This is a genomic window from Aquirufa nivalisilvae (assembly GCF_003143535.1).
Classification (GTDB): domain Bacteria; phylum Bacteroidota; class Bacteroidia; order Cytophagales; family Spirosomataceae; genus Aquirufa; species Aquirufa nivalisilvae.
Window position 1 is genome coordinate 2,096,598 of record NZ_CP029346.1, and the last position, 17,432, is coordinate 2,114,029.

Below are 17,432 nucleotides of genomic sequence, written 5' to 3' on the forward strand. Positions count from 1 at the left end.
AAGAAGTGAAACTAATTTTAATTCGGCTAATTTCTAAGATATTCAAGTCAATCGATATCTATTCGTTGGAATGTTGAAAGTTAATCATCCAATTAATTCCATATTGATCGGTAAATTCTCCAAAATAGGCACCAAAAAACATATCTGCCATAGGCATGGTAACATGGCCATTTACAGAAAGTTCACGAAACAGTCGATCAGCTTCTTCTCGGGATTCTGGCTCTAGACAAATGTGCATATTATTTCCTTGAGTCATGTTAAAGCCCATTTCTTTGGGAGCATCTGTTCCCATCAAAATATGATTTCCTGTAATCGGTAATTCCACATGCAAAATCATTTTCTTGATTTCCTCAGCCACAGGTGGATGCTCTGAACTAGCTGGAATATCACCAAAACGTTGAATGCCTTTGCCTATAAACTCAGATTGGAATACTTGTTTATAATATAAAAACGCTTCTTCTGTTTTACCATCAAAATTCAGGTAAGTACAAACTCTGGCTATCTTGCTGCTTTTGTTTTGTTGACGAAGCATAAATTGGGCTTCCAAATATTGATCCAAATTATCAATAGCCATGGAAAATCCTTCTTTAAAGCCAACCTCTACCACTTTTTCTAGGTCTTCCAAATTTTCATATTGGATAGTAATATCAATGTTGGTTATTGCACCATTTTCACTAAAAACATTTGTCCAATGGGAATTAGGAAATTTAATACCCACATTCCCATTTTCATCGCAAAAATTATCAATATAAGAATAGCTGTTTTTAGGATCAATGGTAATATAATCCGCTTTGCACCAATGTTTTTCATCTTGTGGACTGATCATACAGTACAACCAGCTTCCATTTTCTCTAAAATCCATTGATTTGGTTTTAGTTAGATAGGGTTTAGGCGCCCACCATTGATCAAGAATCTCTGGATTAGTCCAGGCTTCCCAAACGAGTTCCAGGTTAGCATTAAATTCGCGTTTTATACGGATGGAATTGTTTTCTTTATTGACGGTAAAGTCAAAATTTAAGTTACTGTTCATTTTTCTGTGATTTTAGAGTGGCTAAAACTTCATCCAATTGATTAAACTTGTTTTCCCATATCTGGCGAAACTGATTTATCCATTGGTCTATTTCTTTCATTTTATTTACTTGCAATTGATAATAGATTTCCCTCCCCTCTTGTTTTTGGCTGATTAATTCACATTCAGAAAGAATGCGTAAATGCTTGGAAACGGCTTGTCGCGAAGAATCAAAATGTTCGGCAATGGCATTTGGTGTCATAGCTTGTAAGGCAATGAGTGTGATTATTGCGCGACGAGTTGGATCAGCAATGGCCTGAAAAATATCTCTTCTGGTATTCATTATGAAACTATTTGATTGCAAATATATGCGCAACCACTTGGTTTCACAAAAAAAAAGACTAAATTATTTTGAAAATAAATGGGGGATAAACAAGATGGTTGCCGAAGAGGTCATTGGCAAAATTCTGGAATCTACATATTATCAGTTTATTAAATTGAGAATATCAACAACTTGAATAATTGGAGAAGCTAAAAATCATGATTTCCCTTAGATTTGTCAACTTTTGAAAAGTTGACAAATCTATACGAAAAACTACTGAAAAACTGTTGAAATACTACTGAAAAACCTATTTGAAAAATCTATCGGAAACAGCATTTCAAGTATAAGTCGACGCTTACATCAATCGAAAGTTATCCGAAACTTTTTCTTTTGTCAAACGTTCCAATAAGGGTTGTTCCAATTTGAATTCGCGGTATTCATCAGGACTCATAATTGGAATACCTGATACAATTGGGTAAACCCGCTTGCAGGAAGAACAAACTAATACTCCCTCAACGATATTCTCTTGAATATCTTTTGTAATAATTGTCAATTGTAAATCTTCCTGATCAAATGGACAACAAAGCTTATTAATAGTTTCTAATTTCATCGTTTATTTTTTAATATTCAGTTGGTATTTTTTTATAGCCTCTCGCGGCTGATCTGAACTCATGATTCCTGAAACAAGAGCAATCCCTGTGTAGGGTAATTCATTCAATAAATCCAAATTTTCAGGTTTAATCCCTCCTGCCAAATAAATAGGAATAGAAGTCATTTCACTTGCTGCTTGAACAACATCGAAGCGTACTAAATCACAACTATTGGCTGTAGATGATGGAAACATGGAACAAAATGAAATATAATCAAATCCATTTTTCTTCGCCTCTTGAACCACCGACAAATCATTATTGCTGGTAATTCCCCATAATATATCCTGAGAACAAGCTTGTTGAATCTTTTGAATATCTGCGGGTATCTTATCCCAATGTACCCCATCTAACTGTGTTAATCCCAATAATTCCCACTGATTATTGATTAGTACAGGGATACCATTCTGATGACACATTTGAATGATTTCTTGAATCAACTCCAGTTTCGTATCGTCTAGCTGAAAATTATCCCAAATCTGCACAGCGGCGATTTCTTCTTGAATAATCTCATTTAGCTTATTCAATAATTCTACCTTGTCCATTGTTATATCCAATATCAAGTAAATTCCTCCTAGCATTTCTTTTCTCATTTCCAGGCTGCATTAAATGCTTTAAAATATGCTGCCCAGTAAGGATCTGTCTCCGTATAGGTTACCACTTTACTTTCGTCGTTTTCCAGTAGAGTAATTCCTTGTTCCTGAGAACATAGCTCTCCAACTTCGACGCAGGGTATATTACTTTGTGCCAATCGTGCAATTACTTGATTGGATGATTCTTTTTCACAGGCAATAAGCATTGATCCTGCACCAATGCAATAGCGAGGATCTAAATCAAATACTTGGCAAACACTGGCTTGAACTTCATGAATTGGTAATTGATGATAACGAATGATTGCACCATTACCTGATGCCATAGCCATTTCATAAATTGCCCCTATTACCCCACCTTCCGTAACATCATGCATGGCTGTCACTTCCATAAACTCTTGGTTTTCACCTACAGCACATAAAGCATCAGACAAGGATGAGGTTTGATAAAATGATTCGCATGCCAAAAGATGGATTTCGTTCCCCACATGATTCTTGACTGTTTGAGGAAAACTCATAGCAAGAATGGCACTAGAAGATATCGCACAGGATTTAGTCACCAACAATACATTTCCTGATTTTGCCTGTTTTGACAGGCGCAATTTACTTTTGGGCGCCACAGTAAGTAAAGTTCCACCTCCTGCTATGGTCGAGTTTTGCCCTTCGATAAAACCAGTATGTCCTCCTGTAATAGCAATCTTAATATCTGAGCAAAATTGATGGATGTAATCCCAATAGATTTGAAAATCGCTTTTAGAAAATGTAGAAGGAAGATTTAGGACAAATTGACCGTACATGGGAGCAAATCCCGTAGTAGCCATATCATTCGCCATTAAATGAACAGAAAGCCAGGCAGATTCTTGTAAACCCAAAGATGGAATTAATGATAATGGGTCACTCGTGAGTGCTAAAGCCATATCTCCTGGCAAATCAATCATGGACACATCAACACCAAACTGTGCTCCTGCCCTTACTTCATTTCGAGGATACCCACATTTATTGAAAATTATTTGTTCAAATAAATGATGTTCTAGCTTACCTAGTTTCTCGCTCATTATTCTACGTCCTTCAATTGAATATATAAACCAAAGAAATCACCAAAAGGTAAACTCCACTGTTGTAAAGGAAACCATGAAGGAAGCCCAGTACAAGTCCAATGAATCGTATATTCTCTACCAGCTAAGGCTTCATGTATAATTTCGGTCAATCTAGCTGGTGTATAAAAGGTAGCTGTTAAATAAAATGGATTTTGACCAAAGAGTTCTTGAACTCGACGTCTGACAACTTTGGTCGAATTTCGATTCATCATTCCCATGGCAACACCATACTTGGCTACTCGAGCAGCTTCGCGGATTACTTTTACGGGATCTTTATAATATTCGAATGTGGTAATAAAAGCCAGTGAATCGAAAGTATGATTCTTAAAAGGCAAGTAATGGGAATCTGCCATCACTAAATCTCCTCCAAACAAATGCTTAGCCTGCGATAGCATTAAAGGGGAAATATCCCCACCGGTGGCTTCAATCCCAATCTCTTTCCACCAACGGGTAAATCGAGCTGTTCCGCAACCGAATTCCAATAATGTTTTAACTCGTTTATCACTGGAAACGAGTTGTTCCATGACTTTTTTTTGCCAAATCTCGGCTCGCTTATAACGTCCTTCATACCATTGTTCATAGCTATCCGTATGTTCGCGATTAAAAAACCACTCTGGCCTGTTTTGCCAATTTTGTTGACTTAAGGGAATTAAGTCGGTTGAAAACTTTTCTATTTCCATCTTGATTTATGTATAAAAATCAAAAGCTCCACCCTATTGTATATACCAATGGATGGAGCTTGAAATAAAAATCTTCAAAGGCATCCCTACGTTGGCATTATCCAAATCAGGTCTCGGGTATCATCTCAGCCTTGTCCAGGCACCCCGTGCTTTATTACACTCAAATATATCAATTAATTCATCAAATGTTGTCTTGAGTTAAAATAAATGATCCTTAGATTTGTCAAATCTTGAAGATTTGACAAATCTCCTCCCCAAGGAATTTGCATAACTGGTTAAACGAAGAAATTCTTTGAAATGAAAAATTGCTACCTAATCAACTTTCTATACGTCTCCGTACGGATGGGATCCAATAAACTTAGGTAGGCAAAGGCCTGTTGGCGCTCGCTAGGACTTGCTTCATCCATGATGGAGAAGATTTCATCAGCCTTGGCATCAAAGAAAATGCGTATACTGGCCGCACCTGGGCGAATTTGATTAATTTGTCTGATTTGATTCAACAACTCCAAGATACCTTTACGAGTCTCATCTGGCTGATCTTTGTAAGTATCCAACAATAATCGATGATACGTATAATTCACCTCACGGATACCTTGTAATTGCTGATTCATTAAACTCTCTGAAATGGCTACCCGACTGCGCACGTCGCTAACTATACCCCAGCCTGTGCCAGATGTCTGAGCCAAATTAGTCAGGTTAAATAACCTCTGCGTAAATACATCGCCTCCCATTTTACCAAAAGAATCATATTGATATGCACAGGCCAAATACGCGTAATAGGCTAACATAGCACCTAAATTCTCAATGTAAGAATTGTCATTGTAGGTCAATGGCATGCCTAATAAATACTTGAAATTAAAGTTCTTATCAATGATATTCAAGACGATTGTCTCATAGGAAGTCCCAAAGACTGGTCGCAAAACTTGCACACGGGCATTTGCTTCAAAGTCACCTTGAGAAGTGGCTTTCGTCAAAAGCAAATTGATGTTGACTTTGATTTTTTCTTCAGGAGCAAAATTATCATTGGACCAACGTCTTCCATTCAGGAAGTCTTGCATAGTCCTTTGTAATTCTGGATAGATTTGATTGCTTCCTCGCTGCTGATCGAGCTGTAATTGCTCTGTATTGATGGTCACCGTTGCCTGTAACTCCTGGGCACGAAGTCCCCAGGAAGTTAGCAACAAGATTAAGCTCAGAAAAAAGGGAGTAGATTTCATGGTTAGAAATCAAACGAAATAAAATTATTTTTCGTCTGTACCTTCTTCACGGATACGAAAATCAACTTTATCAGCCATAAAGTCGTCGATAGCTAAAGCCGATGGCTTAGGCATACGCTCGTAGTATTTTGAAATTTCAATTTGCTCGCGGTTCTCAAATATCTCTTCTAAATTATCTACTGAAGATGCAAACTCAGAAAGTTTACCAGATAATTCTTCCTTCATCTTACTAGAGATTTGACGCGCTCTTTGCGAAATAATGGAAATTGATTCATATACATTTCCCGTCTTTTCGGCAATTTTATCTACATCACGGGTGATGATCGATGGGTTTGTTTGGATCTTAGACATCTCTATAAATTTAAGATTGCAAATTTAGACTAAATTTTTGGTAAAAACTATTGAGGACTGGTGGCCAATTTGGAGGTTTTTGCCTTCTCTTTTTCCACTGCTGCCTTGTACTCATCTTCCAACTTAGTGATACGAGCTACCTCCTCGACACTTTTTGTGTACATCTTCTCAGCTAATTTTAAATAATTGCTGTTGGGATATTTATCTACCAACTCCAAATAAAACTTGGAGGCGTCAGTATAACGTTCTTTTTGTTTCATCTCAATGGTGCTATTCGCCAACTCAAATTGAGATAAAACCTTCAAATAAGCCATTTCCTCATTATAATCTGAATCTGGAAAATCACGTTGAAAATTGGTGATTTCTATCACGGACGACTTCAATGTAGCAATATTAAAAGGAGACGTTTTATAATACAACCTCGCTTTTTCATAGGCTTTACGTTCTAATTTCTTACGTAATTCCCGAATGATATTACTACACTCTTCTTTAAACTTCGTATCTGGATAGTTATTTAAATAACTCTGAATCTCGTTGATGGCAGACAAAGTCCCTGTTTGATCCAAATTGTAGTTAGGAGAATCTTTATACAAAGCAAATGCCGACATATAGATGGCCTCTTCTGCATATTCACTTCTGGAGAAAACCTCTGCAAATTTCTTAAAATGAGAATTGGCCAATGTATAATTACCTGTATTAAAATCGCAATAAGCTTGATAAAAAGTAGCTAATTCTTGAGTAGAATCTCCTTTCAACAAGGGTAGAATCTCATCAAAAAGTATTCCCGCTTTGGCGAAATCTTTCTTTTTGTAATAATCAATGGCTGCCTTATACTTGGTAGGCACGCTGGCACTCTTACGGAATTTCTCAAATTTCCCACAAGAACTTAAGCCTATCACGGCCACCAAAAGAATCAATCCTAAATTTTTCAACTTCATAAGAGCGCAAAGATAATCATAATTGTTTGTACGTCCGAATTAAACTGCTTTACTAAATTGTAAATGATATAATTGAGCATACAAACCATCTTTTTTAATTAAATTATCGTGGTTTCCCCGCTCTTTAATCTCTCCTTTTTCCATCACCAAAATCTGGTGGGCATGTCGGATAGTAGATAAACGATGAGCAATCACGACGGCCGTTCGGCCTTTCATTAAAGTAGCTATAGCTTCCTGAATCATCAATTCCGTTTCAGTATCAACAGATGAGGTGGCCTCATCTAAAATAATAATCTTGGGATCATGCACCAATGCACGCACGAATGAAATCAATTGTCGCTGGCCCACACTCAAGGTAGCCCCTCTTTCCATCACTTGATACTGATAACCATCTGGCAGAGACATGATAAAATCATGCACTCCCACTGCCTTGGCGGCCTCCTCCATCTTTTCTTGAGTGATGGATTCATCTCCCAAATTGATATTGTATGCAATTGTAGAACTGAACAAAAACACGTCTTGTAACACTACTGCTATGTTTTTACGCAAACTTCCAATTTCATAATCGGTCAAAGCAATTCCATCAATCAGTATTTGGCCAGATTGACAATCGTACATTCTACTTAATAATCCTATGATAGAAGATTTACCTGCACCTGTTGCACCCACAATCGCTAAAGTCTTTCCTGCCTCCACGTCAAAACTCACATGTCGGACTACCCATTCTGGCTCATTATAAGCAAATGTCACATCTTTGAATGCTACATTTCCTTCCAACTTATCGGCCAAATGCGTCCCATTATTTTGAATATAATCGGTTGAATCCAAAAGTGTCAAAATTCTCTCTGTAGAAACAATACCCATTTGTAAGGTATTGAAACGATCTGCCAGCATTCGAATGGGTCTAAAAAACAAGTTGATAAACATGATGAAGGCCGTCAAAGTACCTACACTTTGCTGTTCTTTCAAAATATAGGTTGAGGCCATCCAAACGACTAAACCCGTACCTACTGCAGCAATCACATCCGCAACTGGGAAATAAACGGAATAAGCCCAAATACTTTTAATATTCGCATCGCGATGCTCCTTATTAATTTCCTGAAACTTAAGCATTTCCCTTTTTTCGGCATGAAATAGTTGCACAATCATCATCCCCGAAATATGCTCTTGGACAAATGAATTCAAGTTAGCAACAGCTAAACGAACCTCATTGAAGGATTTTTTAATATGTTCTTTGAAAATGTAAGTCGACAAAACCATGAAAGGTACCGTTGCCAAAATGATTAAGGTCAAACGCCAATCTGTATAAAACATGACGCCCACAATTAAAAACAATTGCAACAAATCACCTGCAATGGAAGCTAAACCTTCAGAAAACACATCGTTCAAGGTTTCTATATCTGAAACGGTCCTAGTGACTAAGCGTCCAATGGGCGTAGCGTCGAAGAAGGCCAAACGTAGGTTGATGATTTTTTGATAAAGGGTCACTCGAATGTCTCGAATCACAGTTTGACCCAAATAACCAGCTAAATAACTGGTGGAAAACTGTAAACCTGTTTGTAGAAATAACACTCCCAGCATGATGAAAAACATGCGCAATAAATCTTGGATGCGTGCCACATCCACATAATGGTCAAGTGTGTAACGAATCAGTAATGGAACGACTGGAGAAACACTTGCCATGCAAAGAATCAGAAATACCAACAACCAAAAACGGAATTTATAAGGTAGTATAAACCCATAAATTCTGCGAATGATGTGTAAGTCGACTATTTTACCGCTGGACGTCTCTTTCAAAGCTTAAACGGGATTATTGGTTTCCGTAGGCATGGCTGAACAAGTTCCGCAACCTTTAGCGCAACCAACTTGTTTGGAAAAAAACATCCGATAGACCAATCTCCCCAAATAAAATAGTGCTCCAATAAATATAAGACTGATAATGATCGTTTCCATGAGCATATTAGTTTTCCCAATGCATTTGCAAAGTTCCTAAAAATTCTTCAAAAATAGCCCCTGCTCCAATAATTTGACCCGTAAATACCACATCAGGGCCACCCGTAAAGTTGGTTACCTTCCCTCCTGCTTCTTCAATGATGATTTTACCAGCTGCTACATCCCAAGGTTTCAAATTAGCTTCAAAGAAGCCTTCAAATCGACCGCAGGCAGTGTAGGCTAGGTCAATGGCCGCAGCACCCATTCTACGTAAACCATGACTTTTCTGCATGAGTTCCTTTAATAATGTCAAATACTTGTCTTGGTAAGAAAAATCATGATATGGAAAACCCGTGGCTAACAAACTCTTTTCCAAGGTTGGCTGAGAGGAAACCTGAATAGGCAAACCATTCATATGTGCACCAGCTCCTTGAACGGCATAAAATAACTCATCCCGATTAGGCTCATAAATCATGCCTAACACTGGTTGTTTCTGATAAATCAAACCGACGGAAACCGCATAAATAGGCAATTGATGCAAGAAATTGGTAGTTCCATCCAAAGGATCGATCACCCAATAATAGCCATCTCCTACTTCTGAAAAATCGGACGCAGATTCCTCCGCAATAAAACCCGCCTCGGAAAAAATAGCAGCAAGACCTTCTTTCAAGCGAACTTCAGCAGTCTGATCGACAAAAGAGACCAGGTCGTTTTTGCCCTTATATTGTATTTGTTCAATCGCAATTTGATTCACCATGGATTGTATCCATTGGCCAACTTCTCGAACCAGAGGTAAGGATTGTTCTAATATTTTCTCTAAATCAGCCATTATTTCTTTGCAGAAGGCTTGGCCGCTACTTTGGTAGGTAATGGACCTAACACCCAGTCTGCCAATAGTTGTTGTGTTTCTTTTAAATACACATCTTTTGCATGCTTGTCTGCTGTGGATGCTTTTTTATCTTTATCTCCTTCAGGAGTATCAGCTGCTGAACCTGCAATATTATCCATCACAGCTTGCGACTCGTCTGGCTTTTTCTTTTGATCATCCAACTCCTTCTTACGCTTGTCGATTTGTAAGGAAATAGAATTCAATTCCTTAATTTTCTTCCAACGCTCAAAATCATCTTTCAATTTGATCAAATCTGGTTTCGATTTCAAACGTGCTTGGAAGCTCGTCTGCATTTTATTAATCAATCCTGGATTGATATTAGAAGTAATTTGATAGTTGGTTGGAGAGATCATATCCCATGGCAATGCACTCGGTTGAGAACTTTCCCCGAACTCTTCTGCTGAAAATGCCGAAGGCAAAGCAAAGTCAGGACTTACTCCTTTGTGCTGAGTAGAGCTACCGTTAATACGATAGAATTTCTCCAAGGTAATTTTCAGTTGACCTACTGGCTCCTTCTCATTATTCATGTAATTATCTAAATCTACCACTGACTGTACGGTACCTTTCCCATAAGATTGTTCTCCTACTATAATACCTCTCTTATAATCTTGAATAGCTGCCGCAAAAATCTCAGATGCGGATGCAGAGAAACGGTTAATCAACACCGCCATGGGGCCATCATAAAATTGCTCTGGATCTCTATCTACTTCCTGAGTAATCTTACCGTCGGATTGTTTTCTTTGCACCACAGGACCTTTAGGAATGAATAAACCTGTTAAATCCACTGCTTCAATCAAAGAACCTCCTCCATTATTACGCAGGTCAATGATTAACCCATCTACACCTTCGGTCTTAAACTCTGTCAAAAATTTCTTCACATCAGCCGAAGTGGATTTGAAATCCGATTCCCTTTTACGAGCCCCTTCAAAATCACGGTAGAACATTGGGATAGTAATTAAACCTAATTTGATTTTCTTATCCCCTTGGTTGTAGGTCAAAATTTCTTTTTTGGCCGTTTGCTCTTCTAACTTGATTTTCTCGCGGACCAAACGCACTTCTGTTCCTGGAGAACCAGTACCAGCACCCGCAGGCAATAATTTCAAACGAACCACCGTATTTTTCGGCCCACGGATTAACTTAACCGCATCGTCAGTAAACCAACCAATCACATCCACATAACTGCCATCGTCTCCTTGAGCCACACCAATGATGCGGTCTTTGGGATTGATTTGTTTGCTTCTGAAAGCAGGACCTCCTGGAATCAAATCTTGAATAGTCACATAATCTCCTTCCAAACGAAGTGTAGCACCTATGCCTTCAAAGCTTTGTGCCATGTCGGTATTGAATGCCTGTGCTGTCCGCGGAATCATATAAGAAGTATGCGGATCAATGCTTTCGGTGTAAGCATTCATGAAAACTTGGAACACATCCTCTGAACGAGTACGAGCCAAGTATTTTTCGGAACGCTTATAACGCTCTTTCAGCTCACGCAAGGCTGTAGTATCTGCTTTTCCTGATATTCTCCAATCCAACAATTGTCTTTTCACATCTTTACGCCAAAAGTCATTGAGCTCTTCCTTAGAAGCCGCATATTTGACTTTTTCTCTACCTGGCTGATACGTTTCATCCACTGTAAAATCAGGTATTTTCTGTAAGATTTGATCAATATAAGCATACCGCTCCTTCATGCGCTGCTGGTAACGATTGTAAATGGCAAATGCTGAAGTCAAATCACCATCGTTCAACTGATCGTCGATGGTCAAACGGTATTTCTCCAATTCATCAATATCAGACGCTAGGAAGAAAACTTTGTTAGGGTCTAATTCTTTCAAATAGGCATCGTAGATTTTGGACGACAGCGAGTCGTTTACTGGAATTTTACGGTAATGGTAATTACTTAAGATACCAAAGACCAATCGCTCTACTTTGCGCTGGGTTTCTGTGGGTTGTAAATCACCTTCTTGGTAAACAACCGATTTAGTTGAAGGGAAGGACGTTTGATTTTTGCCGTGCAAAAACAATACCACCAAAAGTGATAGAGGGATTAAAATGGGCAGTATCTTTTTCATATACCGAGGTGCGTTATGTTATTTTTCGATAGCAATCAATTCAACTTCAAATATTAAAGCAGAGTAAGGTTTGATGGCTGCTCCACCACCTCGGATACCGTATGCTAATTCTTGAGGAATGTACAATTTCCATTTGGAACCTACTGGCATCATCTGCAATGCTTCTACCCAACCAGGAATAACACCTGATACAGGGAAAGAAATTGGTTCTCCACGATCCACAGATGAATCAAACACGGTTCCATCAATCAGAGTTCCATGATAATGTGTTTTAACCTTGTCGGATGAAGTAGGCTTGGGACCATCTCCCGCTTTGATGATTTGATATTGCAATCCGCTAGGTGTTACTAGAACGCCTGCTTTCTTTTTATTTTCAGCTAAAAACTTTTCTCCAGCTTCTTTATTTGGTAAATATTGCTTGGCGCCTTCTGCCATTTGTTTTTCCTGATTTCGCATCATGAAATTATTCACTACTTTTTGGCATTCTTGTTCGCTGAGGCTTAAAGTGTTACCTTGTGTAGCTGCAGCAAAACCTTTGGCTACGGTTTCAGGATCCAAAACCACATTTTGTGATTTGAAATTTTGAGCTACTAAAACTCCAACGGCGTATGAAACGGAATCAATGGTGCTGGCAAAATGCGCCCCTGCATGAGGAGTTGCTTTTGCTTTAGAAGCTGGAGCAGCAGATTTAGTTGCTACTTTCGCTTTGGCAGCAGGTTTTGTCTGAGCAAAAGTGAAAAAAGATAGAACAGTTAGTGAAAGAATAGTAGTTAATCGAATCAATGGAAATTTCATAGAATTTATTAATATAGTCAAACAAAGCCTCTAAGATACAGAAAAATGGCTCTTTCTCAATTATTTTAACGCCATTTAACGGAACTGATATTGACCTAACGGCTAGTATCTAAAAAAAGTCTTATGAATTCATACATTTTTTGCAATAGTTATGGGAATATTGAAATTTCATAACTAATTTTGCACCCGAAAATTTAGTTCAAAATAAGTATTTAACATCCCAGAAAACTCCATTTTAACATGGCATCAGTAAGACCAGACGAAGTTTCAGCCATCCTTAGGGAGCAATTATCTCAGGCTAAGACCCAAGCAGAATTAGAAGAAGTAGGTACCGTACTCCAAGTGGGTGATGGTGTAGCTCGTATTTACGGGTTATCCAATGTACAAGCAGGTGAGTTGATCGTTTTTGAAAACGGACTTAAAGCATTGGCATTGAACCTAGAAGAAGACAACGTGGGAGCCGTATTATTAGGCGAATCCACTTTGGTAAAAGAGGGCGATACCGTAAAGAGAACCAAGTTAATTGCTTCGGTTAAAGTGGGTGATGGCATTTTAGGTCGTGTAGTAAACACCTTAGGTGAGCCTATCGACGGAAATGGTCCTATCACTGGAGACTTATATGAAATGCCATTGGAGCGTAAAGCACCAGGGGTAATTTTCCGTCAACCCGTAACTGAGCCTCTTCAAACAGGTATCAAAGCAATCGATGCCATGATTCCAGTAGGACGTGGTCAGCGTGAGTTAGTTATTGGTGACCGTCAAACAGGTAAAACAGCTGTTTGTATCGATACGATTATTAATCAAAAAGAATTTTACGATAAAGGAGAGCCAGTTTTCTGTATCTATGTAGCCATCGGTCAGAAAGCTTCTACCATCAAACAAGTAGAGCAAACATTGCGTAAAGCAGGTGCTATGGAGTATACGGTAATCGTTTCGGCGAGTGCGGCTGATCCAGCTCCGATGCAATTCTACGCTCCATTTACTGGTGCAGCGATTGGTGAATTCTTCCGTGATACAGGTCGTGCTGCTTTGGTTGTTTATGATGACCTTTCTAAGCAAGCCGTAGCTTACCGTGAAGTGTCCCTATTACTTCGTCGCCCACCAGGACGTGAAGCATATCCAGGTGACGTATTCTATCTTCACTCGCGTTTATTGGAGCGTGCTGCTAAAGTGAATGCTTCAGATGCTATTGCTCAGTCGATGAACGACTTACCAGATTCTATCAAGCACTTGGTAAAAGGTGGTGGTAGCTTAACAGCTCTTCCAATCATTGAAACACAAGCGGGTGACGTTTCTGCTTATATCCCTACCAACGTAATTTCCATTACTGACGGTCAGATCTTCTTGGAGTCTAACTTATTCAACGCAGGTATTCGTCCAGCGATTAACGTAGGTATCTCGGTATCACGTGTAGGTGGTAACGCACAGATTAAGTCGATGAAGAAAGTAGCAGGTACCTTGAAATTAGATCAAGCTCAATTCCGTGAATTGGAAGCTTTCGCTAAGTTCGGTTCTGATTTGGATGCTTCTACTAAATTAACGATTGACCGTGGTCGTCGTAACTTAGAGATGTTGAAACAACCTCAATTCTCTCCACAACGTGTAGAAGATCAAGTAGCGATGATTTACTTGGCTACTACAGGTAACTTGGATAAAGTACCAGTAGAGAAAGTACGTGAATTTGAAAAAGATTTCATCCAAGTATTACGTGCCACTGAAAAAGCAACTTTAGATGCTTTAGGAGCAGGTAAATTTGATGATACCTTGACAGCTACACTAAAGCGTGTAGGAAATGAAGTAGCAGCTAAATACGCAGTTTAAAAAATTAGAATCGTATGGCTTCCTTAAAAGAAGTAAGAAATAGAATCGTTTCAGTTAATTCGACGCAACAAATCACCAAAGCCATGAAAATGGTTTCGGCAGCGAAGTTGCGTCGTGCCACTGATGCCATTGTCCAAATGCGCCCTTATTCGAAGAAGTTATCAGAAATGATTGCGACAGTATCAGGACGTACGGATGCAGGGAAAGAAAATCCATTCACTGAAGTACGTGAAATTAAAAACGTATTGATTTTGGTGGTAACTTCTGACCGTGGTTTGTGTGGTGCTTTTAATGCGAACATTGGTAAAGCAACCATTGCTTTAATTCAACAAAAATATGCGGCTTTGCATCAAGCAGGTCATGTAACGGTGATGCCATTAGGTAAAAAAGGGGGTGAATATTTGGGTCGTAGAGGCTACAAGCTAAACGCCGATCACCAAGATATTTATACCAAATTGAATTTTGGCAATGCCCGTTTAATTGGTGAAGAAGTATTGAATGGCTTTGCTGAGAAACAATACGACGTAGTAGAAATCGTTTTCAACGAATTCAAAAACGTAGCCACTCAAATCATTCGTACTGAACAATTATTGCCTTTGCAAGAAAGCAATACTGGTGAGGTGAAACCTTCTGCTGTGGATTATATTTTTGAACCATCAGAAGCAGAAATCATCAATGAATTGATTCCAAAATCCATCAAATTGTCCATCTTCCGCGCTTTATTAGAATCCAATGCTTCTGAGCACGGTGCTCGTATGACAGCCATGGATAAGGCAACAGACAATGCTGGTGAATTGATCAAAGCTTTGAAATTAGAGTATAACCGTTCACGTCAAGCCGCTATTACCAACGAAATCCTTGAGATCGTAGGTGGTGCTGAGGCTTTATCTGCTTAGATTTATGAAAAAGTTACTATTGTTTTTGGTATTGACGGCATTAGGAATGGATGCGAATGCGCAATCGTTCAAAGTCCCTACTCCTAGTCCATTGCAAACGATTAAACAAGAGTTTTCTTTATCATCCGTAGAGATCACCTATTCTCGTCCTGCCCTACGTGGCCGTAAGATTTTTGGTGATATCGTTCCTTTTGGAAAATTATGGAGAGCGGGTGCCAATGCTCCTACCAAAGTAACATTTGGTGAAGATGTGAAAATCATGGGCAAAAGCTTGAAAGCAGGTTCATACCAATTGATGATTAATCCTTCAGAAAAATCTTGGGAGATTATCTTCAACAAAGGAACAGACGGTGTTTTCAATTACCACCCAGAGGAAAATGTATTGACAGCGACAGTTCCAACTGCTACTTTACAATACCCTGTGGAATCTTTGGCATATCAATTTGAACTAGTTGCAGCCAATAAGATGTTCATACAGATATCTTGGGAAAAGACCTTTGTATCTATTCCGGTAGAAACAGAGATTGATGCCAAGATTGCTGCTTCCATTGAAAAAGTGATGAGTGCTGATACTAAACCTTATTTTGAATCTGCTTCCTACTATTTTGAGACAGGACGTGATTTAAACAAGGCTTTGGAATGGGCAACTAAAGCTACGGCTTCGAATCCAAGTGCTTTTTGGGTATTCCATTTAAAAGCGAAGATTCAGGCAAAAATGGGAGATAAAGCAGGAGCCAAAGCAACGGCTTTGAAATCCATCGAATTGGCGAAAGCCGCAAAAAATGATGATTACGTAGCGCTTAATGAGAAATTAATTAAGGGCTTATAAAATAGAATCGCTTAATTTGAAAAAGCCTTTCTTAACGGAAAGGCTTTTTTTAGCTTATATATGGGAGAAGAAAAGGGTTATAGTACAGATAAAGAGCAAGAAACCGCCGTCTTAGTGGCCGTAACTACTCAAAAACAAAATGCACAGCAAACGGCTGAGTACCTTGCCGAACTTGCTTTTTTGGCCTCAACATCTGGGGTTCTGACCTTGCAAAGTTTTACTCAAAAACTAGCCAAGCCAGATAACCGTACCTATGTAGGTAAAGGAAAATTGGATGATGTGATTCGCTATGTGATTGATAAAGATGTGGATATGATCATCTTTGACGATGATTTGTCGCCCTCTCAAGTAAGAAACATTGAATACGAGATTTCATTATGTGGTAAGGAGATGAAGGTCTTGGACCGAAGTCTGTTGATCTTGAACATATTTGCACAAAGAGCCAAAACGGTACAAGCCAAAACACAGGTGGAATTGGCTCAGTACCAATACATGCTACCTCGTTTGACCCGCATGTGGTCTCACCTTTCCAAGCAACGTGGTGGAGTTGGTATGCGTGGTCCTGGAGAAAAGGAATTGGAAACTGACCGTCGTATTGCCAATGACCGCATTGCCTTTTTGAAGGAGAAGTTAGAAGCTATAGACCGACAAACATTTACCCAGCGTAAGAACCGCGACCGTATGGTGCGTGTGTCATTGGTGGGTTATACCAACGTAGGGAAATCTACTTTGATGCAAAAATTGGCTAAGGCCGATGTCTTTGCCGAGAATAAATTATTTGCTACGGTAGACTCAACGGTACGTAAAGTAAGCTGGGAAGGCATTCCTTTCCTTTTGACAGACACCGTAGGCTTTATTCGTAAACTCCCTACCCTGCTGATTGAATCCTTTAAATCTACTTTGGATGAGGTGAGAGAGGCCGATATCCTCTTACATGTCGTTGACATTTCCCACCCGAATTTTGAGGAACAAATAGAAATTGTTCAAGGAATTTTGAATGAAATGGGTGCGGGCGATAAGCCAACCATCCTAGTATTTAATAAGATTGACTTATTCCCAGTGGAAGACGTGTTCTTTGAAGGTGCAGCCTTGAATGAGGATGGAGAACCTGAATTGAGCAAGATGGATCGAGTAACCCAGTTCTTGAAACAGACCCACTGGCAAACCAATCAACCTAAAACTGTCTTTATTTCGGCTGAGCAAAAAAGTAATTTGAACGAATTGCGTGAAACCGTCATGAACCTAATCAAAGATAAGCACTACCAAATCTTCCCGAACTGGCTAAGCGGCAATCACTTGATGGGGCATAGTGATGAGTATGTGCCGGAGTAGTTTTTGGGAATGTAGAAT

Annotated in this window: 18 protein-coding genes and 1 riboswitch; of the genes, 4 read left to right on the forward strand and 14 right to left on the reverse strand. The window is 39.1% G+C overall.

The annotated features are described in order from the left end of the window. Nucleotides 1–58: 58 nt before the first annotated feature. The 14 genes from HME7025_RS09255 to HME7025_RS09320 form a co-directional block, all read right to left on the reverse strand. Entirely contained in the window at nucleotides 59–1,030 is a 972-nt protein-coding gene (locus HME7025_RS09255; RefSeq protein ID WP_109323362.1) for an SRPBCC domain-containing protein, read from the reverse strand. Further along, nucleotides 1,020–1,352 (reverse strand): ArsR/SmtB family transcription factor, encoded by a 333-nt coding sequence (locus HME7025_RS09260; RefSeq protein ID WP_109323363.1) that lies wholly within the window; start codon nucleotides 1,350–1,352, stop codon nucleotides 1,020–1,022. Before HME7025_RS09260 ends, HME7025_RS09255 begins: the two co-directional genes overlap by 11 nt. Before the next feature lie 334 nt (nucleotides 1,353–1,686). Then, nucleotides 1,687–1,941, reverse strand: a complete 255-nt coding sequence (locus HME7025_RS09265) for a Trm112 family protein (RefSeq protein ID WP_109323364.1) — start codon at nucleotides 1,939–1,941, stop codon at nucleotides 1,687–1,689. A gap of 3 nt (nucleotides 1,942–1,944) precedes the next feature. Next, entirely contained in the window at nucleotides 1,945–2,571 is a 627-nt protein-coding gene (locus tag HME7025_RS09270) for a thiamine phosphate synthase (protein ID WP_109323365.1), read from the reverse strand. Beyond that, nucleotides 2,568–3,623 carry an AIR synthase-related protein gene (locus tag HME7025_RS09275; RefSeq protein WP_109323366.1) on the reverse strand — a complete coding sequence of 352 codons (1,056 nt, stop codon included), beginning with the start codon at nucleotides 3,621–3,623 and terminating at the stop codon, nucleotides 2,568–2,570. Before HME7025_RS09275 ends, HME7025_RS09270 begins: the two co-directional genes overlap by 4 nt. Beyond that, the gene (locus tag HME7025_RS09280) at nucleotides 3,623–4,345 is read right to left on the reverse strand and encodes a class I SAM-dependent methyltransferase (RefSeq protein WP_109323367.1); all 723 of its coding nucleotides are present in this window, start codon (nucleotides 4,343–4,345) and stop codon (nucleotides 3,623–3,625) included. The genes HME7025_RS09275 and HME7025_RS09280 overlap by 1 nt, the downstream gene beginning before the upstream one ends. Before the next feature lie 66 nt (nucleotides 4,346–4,411). Then, a riboswitch (TPP riboswitch) is annotated at nucleotides 4,412–4,502 on the reverse strand. A gap of 151 nt (nucleotides 4,503–4,653) precedes the next feature. Further along, nucleotides 4,654–5,562: a type IX secretion system protein PorD gene (gene porD / locus HME7025_RS09285; protein ID WP_109323368.1), complete on the reverse strand. Its 909-nt coding sequence runs from the start codon at nucleotides 5,560–5,562 to the stop codon at nucleotides 4,654–4,656. Between the two features lie 24 nt (nucleotides 5,563–5,586). Beyond that, nucleotides 5,587–5,904 carry a DNA-directed RNA polymerase subunit omega gene (locus HME7025_RS09290; protein ID WP_109325079.1) on the reverse strand — a complete coding sequence of 106 codons (318 nt, stop codon included), beginning with the start codon at nucleotides 5,902–5,904 and terminating at the stop codon, nucleotides 5,587–5,589. Between the two features lie 56 nt (nucleotides 5,905–5,960). After that, complete coding sequence (locus HME7025_RS09295) at nucleotides 5,961–6,851, reverse strand: outer membrane protein assembly factor BamD (RefSeq protein ID WP_109323369.1); 891 nt, start codon at nucleotides 6,849–6,851, stop codon at nucleotides 5,961–5,963. Between the two features lie 39 nt (nucleotides 6,852–6,890). Continuing rightward, nucleotides 6,891–8,648 (reverse strand): ABC transporter ATP-binding protein, encoded by a 1,758-nt coding sequence (locus tag HME7025_RS09300; RefSeq protein WP_109323370.1) that lies wholly within the window; start codon nucleotides 8,646–8,648, stop codon nucleotides 6,891–6,893. Nucleotides 8,649–8,651: 3 nt separating this feature from the next. Then, complete coding sequence (locus HME7025_RS09305) at nucleotides 8,652–8,804, reverse strand: FeoB-associated Cys-rich membrane protein (protein WP_109325080.1); 153 nt, start codon at nucleotides 8,802–8,804, stop codon at nucleotides 8,652–8,654. A gap of 7 nt (nucleotides 8,805–8,811) precedes the next feature. Next, nucleotides 8,812–9,612 carry an inositol monophosphatase family protein gene (locus HME7025_RS09310; RefSeq protein WP_109323371.1) on the reverse strand — a complete coding sequence of 267 codons (801 nt, stop codon included), beginning with the start codon at nucleotides 9,610–9,612 and terminating at the stop codon, nucleotides 8,812–8,814. Continuing rightward, nucleotides 9,612–11,741 carry a carboxy terminal-processing peptidase gene (locus tag HME7025_RS09315; RefSeq protein WP_109323372.1) on the reverse strand — a complete coding sequence of 710 codons (2,130 nt, stop codon included), beginning with the start codon at nucleotides 11,739–11,741 and terminating at the stop codon, nucleotides 9,612–9,614. The genes HME7025_RS09310 and HME7025_RS09315 overlap by 1 nt, the downstream gene beginning before the upstream one ends. An 18-nt stretch (nucleotides 11,742–11,759) precedes the next feature. Beyond that, a complete protein-coding gene (locus HME7025_RS09320; protein ID WP_109323373.1) occupies nucleotides 11,760–12,536 on the reverse strand; it encodes an FKBP-type peptidyl-prolyl cis-trans isomerase in 777 nt (258 codons plus the stop codon). 240 nt (nucleotides 12,537–12,776) lie between these two features. Between HME7025_RS09320 and atpA the strand changes: the two genes are divergently transcribed. From atpA to hflX, 4 genes are read left to right on the forward strand one after another with little or no spacing between them, the layout of a single operon-like run. Then, nucleotides 12,777–14,357: a F0F1 ATP synthase subunit alpha gene (gene atpA / locus HME7025_RS09325; RefSeq protein WP_109323374.1), complete on the forward strand. Its 1,581-nt coding sequence runs from the start codon at nucleotides 12,777–12,779 to the stop codon at nucleotides 14,355–14,357. A 14-nt stretch (nucleotides 14,358–14,371) separates the two neighbouring features. Further along, on the forward strand, nucleotides 14,372–15,253 hold the full coding sequence (gene atpG, locus HME7025_RS09330; RefSeq protein WP_109323375.1) for an ATP synthase F1 subunit gamma: 882 nt from the start codon (nucleotides 14,372–14,374) through the stop codon (nucleotides 15,251–15,253). 4 nt (nucleotides 15,254–15,257) lie between these two features. After that, entirely contained in the window at nucleotides 15,258–16,082 is an 825-nt protein-coding gene (locus tag HME7025_RS09335; protein ID WP_109323376.1) for a DUF2911 domain-containing protein, read from the forward strand. A 60-nt stretch (nucleotides 16,083–16,142) separates the two neighbouring features. Then, nucleotides 16,143–17,414: a GTPase HflX gene (gene hflX, locus HME7025_RS09340; protein ID WP_109323377.1), complete on the forward strand. Its 1,272-nt coding sequence runs from the start codon at nucleotides 16,143–16,145 to the stop codon at nucleotides 17,412–17,414. The last annotated feature ends 18 nt before the right edge of the window (nucleotides 17,415–17,432 follow it).

Excerpts from the sequence above, each read along its gene's own strand:
- HME7025_RS09255 (WP_109323362.1), bottom strand. The coding sequence starts at position 1,030 with ATGAACAGTAACTTAAATTTTGACTTTACCGTCAATAAAGAAAACAAT.
- HME7025_RS09260 (WP_109323363.1), bottom strand. The coding sequence starts at position 1,352 with ATGAATACCAGAAGAGATATTTTTCAGGCCATTGCTGATCCAACTCGT.
- HME7025_RS09265 (WP_109323364.1), bottom strand. The coding sequence starts at position 1,941 with ATGAAATTAGAAACTATTAATAAGCTTTGTTGTCCATTTGATCAGGAA.
- HME7025_RS09270 (WP_109323365.1), bottom strand. The coding sequence starts at position 2,571 with ATGAGAAAAGAAATGCTAGGAGGAATTTACTTGATATTGGATATAACA.
- HME7025_RS09275 (WP_109323366.1), bottom strand. The coding sequence starts at position 3,623 with ATGAGCGAGAAACTAGGTAAGCTAGAACATCATTTATTTGAACAAATA.
- HME7025_RS09280 (WP_109323367.1), bottom strand. The coding sequence starts at position 4,345 with ATGGAAATAGAAAAGTTTTCAACCGACTTAATTCCCTTAAGTCAACAA.
- porD (WP_109323368.1), bottom strand. The coding sequence starts at position 5,562 with ATGAAATCTACTCCCTTTTTTCTGAGCTTAATCTTGTTGCTAACTTCC.
- HME7025_RS09295 (WP_109323369.1), bottom strand. The coding sequence starts at position 6,851 with ATGAAGTTGAAAAATTTAGGATTGATTCTTTTGGTGGCCGTGATAGGC.
- HME7025_RS09305 (WP_109325080.1), bottom strand. The coding sequence starts at position 8,804 with ATGGAAACGATCATTATCAGTCTTATATTTATTGGAGCACTATTTTAT.
- HME7025_RS09310 (WP_109323371.1), bottom strand. The coding sequence starts at position 9,612 with ATGGCTGATTTAGAGAAAATATTAGAACAATCCTTACCTCTGGTTCGA.
- HME7025_RS09315 (WP_109323372.1), bottom strand. The coding sequence starts at position 11,741 with ATGAAAAAGATACTGCCCATTTTAATCCCTCTATCACTTTTGGTGGTA.
- HME7025_RS09320 (WP_109323373.1), bottom strand. The coding sequence starts at position 12,536 with ATGAAATTTCCATTGATTCGATTAACTACTATTCTTTCACTAACTGTT.
- atpA (WP_109323374.1), top strand. The coding sequence starts at position 12,777 with ATGGCATCAGTAAGACCAGACGAAGTTTCAGCCATCCTTAGGGAGCAA.
- atpG (WP_109323375.1), top strand. The coding sequence starts at position 14,372 with ATGGCTTCCTTAAAAGAAGTAAGAAATAGAATCGTTTCAGTTAATTCG.
- HME7025_RS09335 (WP_109323376.1), top strand. The coding sequence starts at position 15,258 with ATGAAAAAGTTACTATTGTTTTTGGTATTGACGGCATTAGGAATGGAT.
- hflX (WP_109323377.1), top strand. The coding sequence starts at position 16,143 with ATGGGAGAAGAAAAGGGTTATAGTACAGATAAAGAGCAAGAAACCGCC.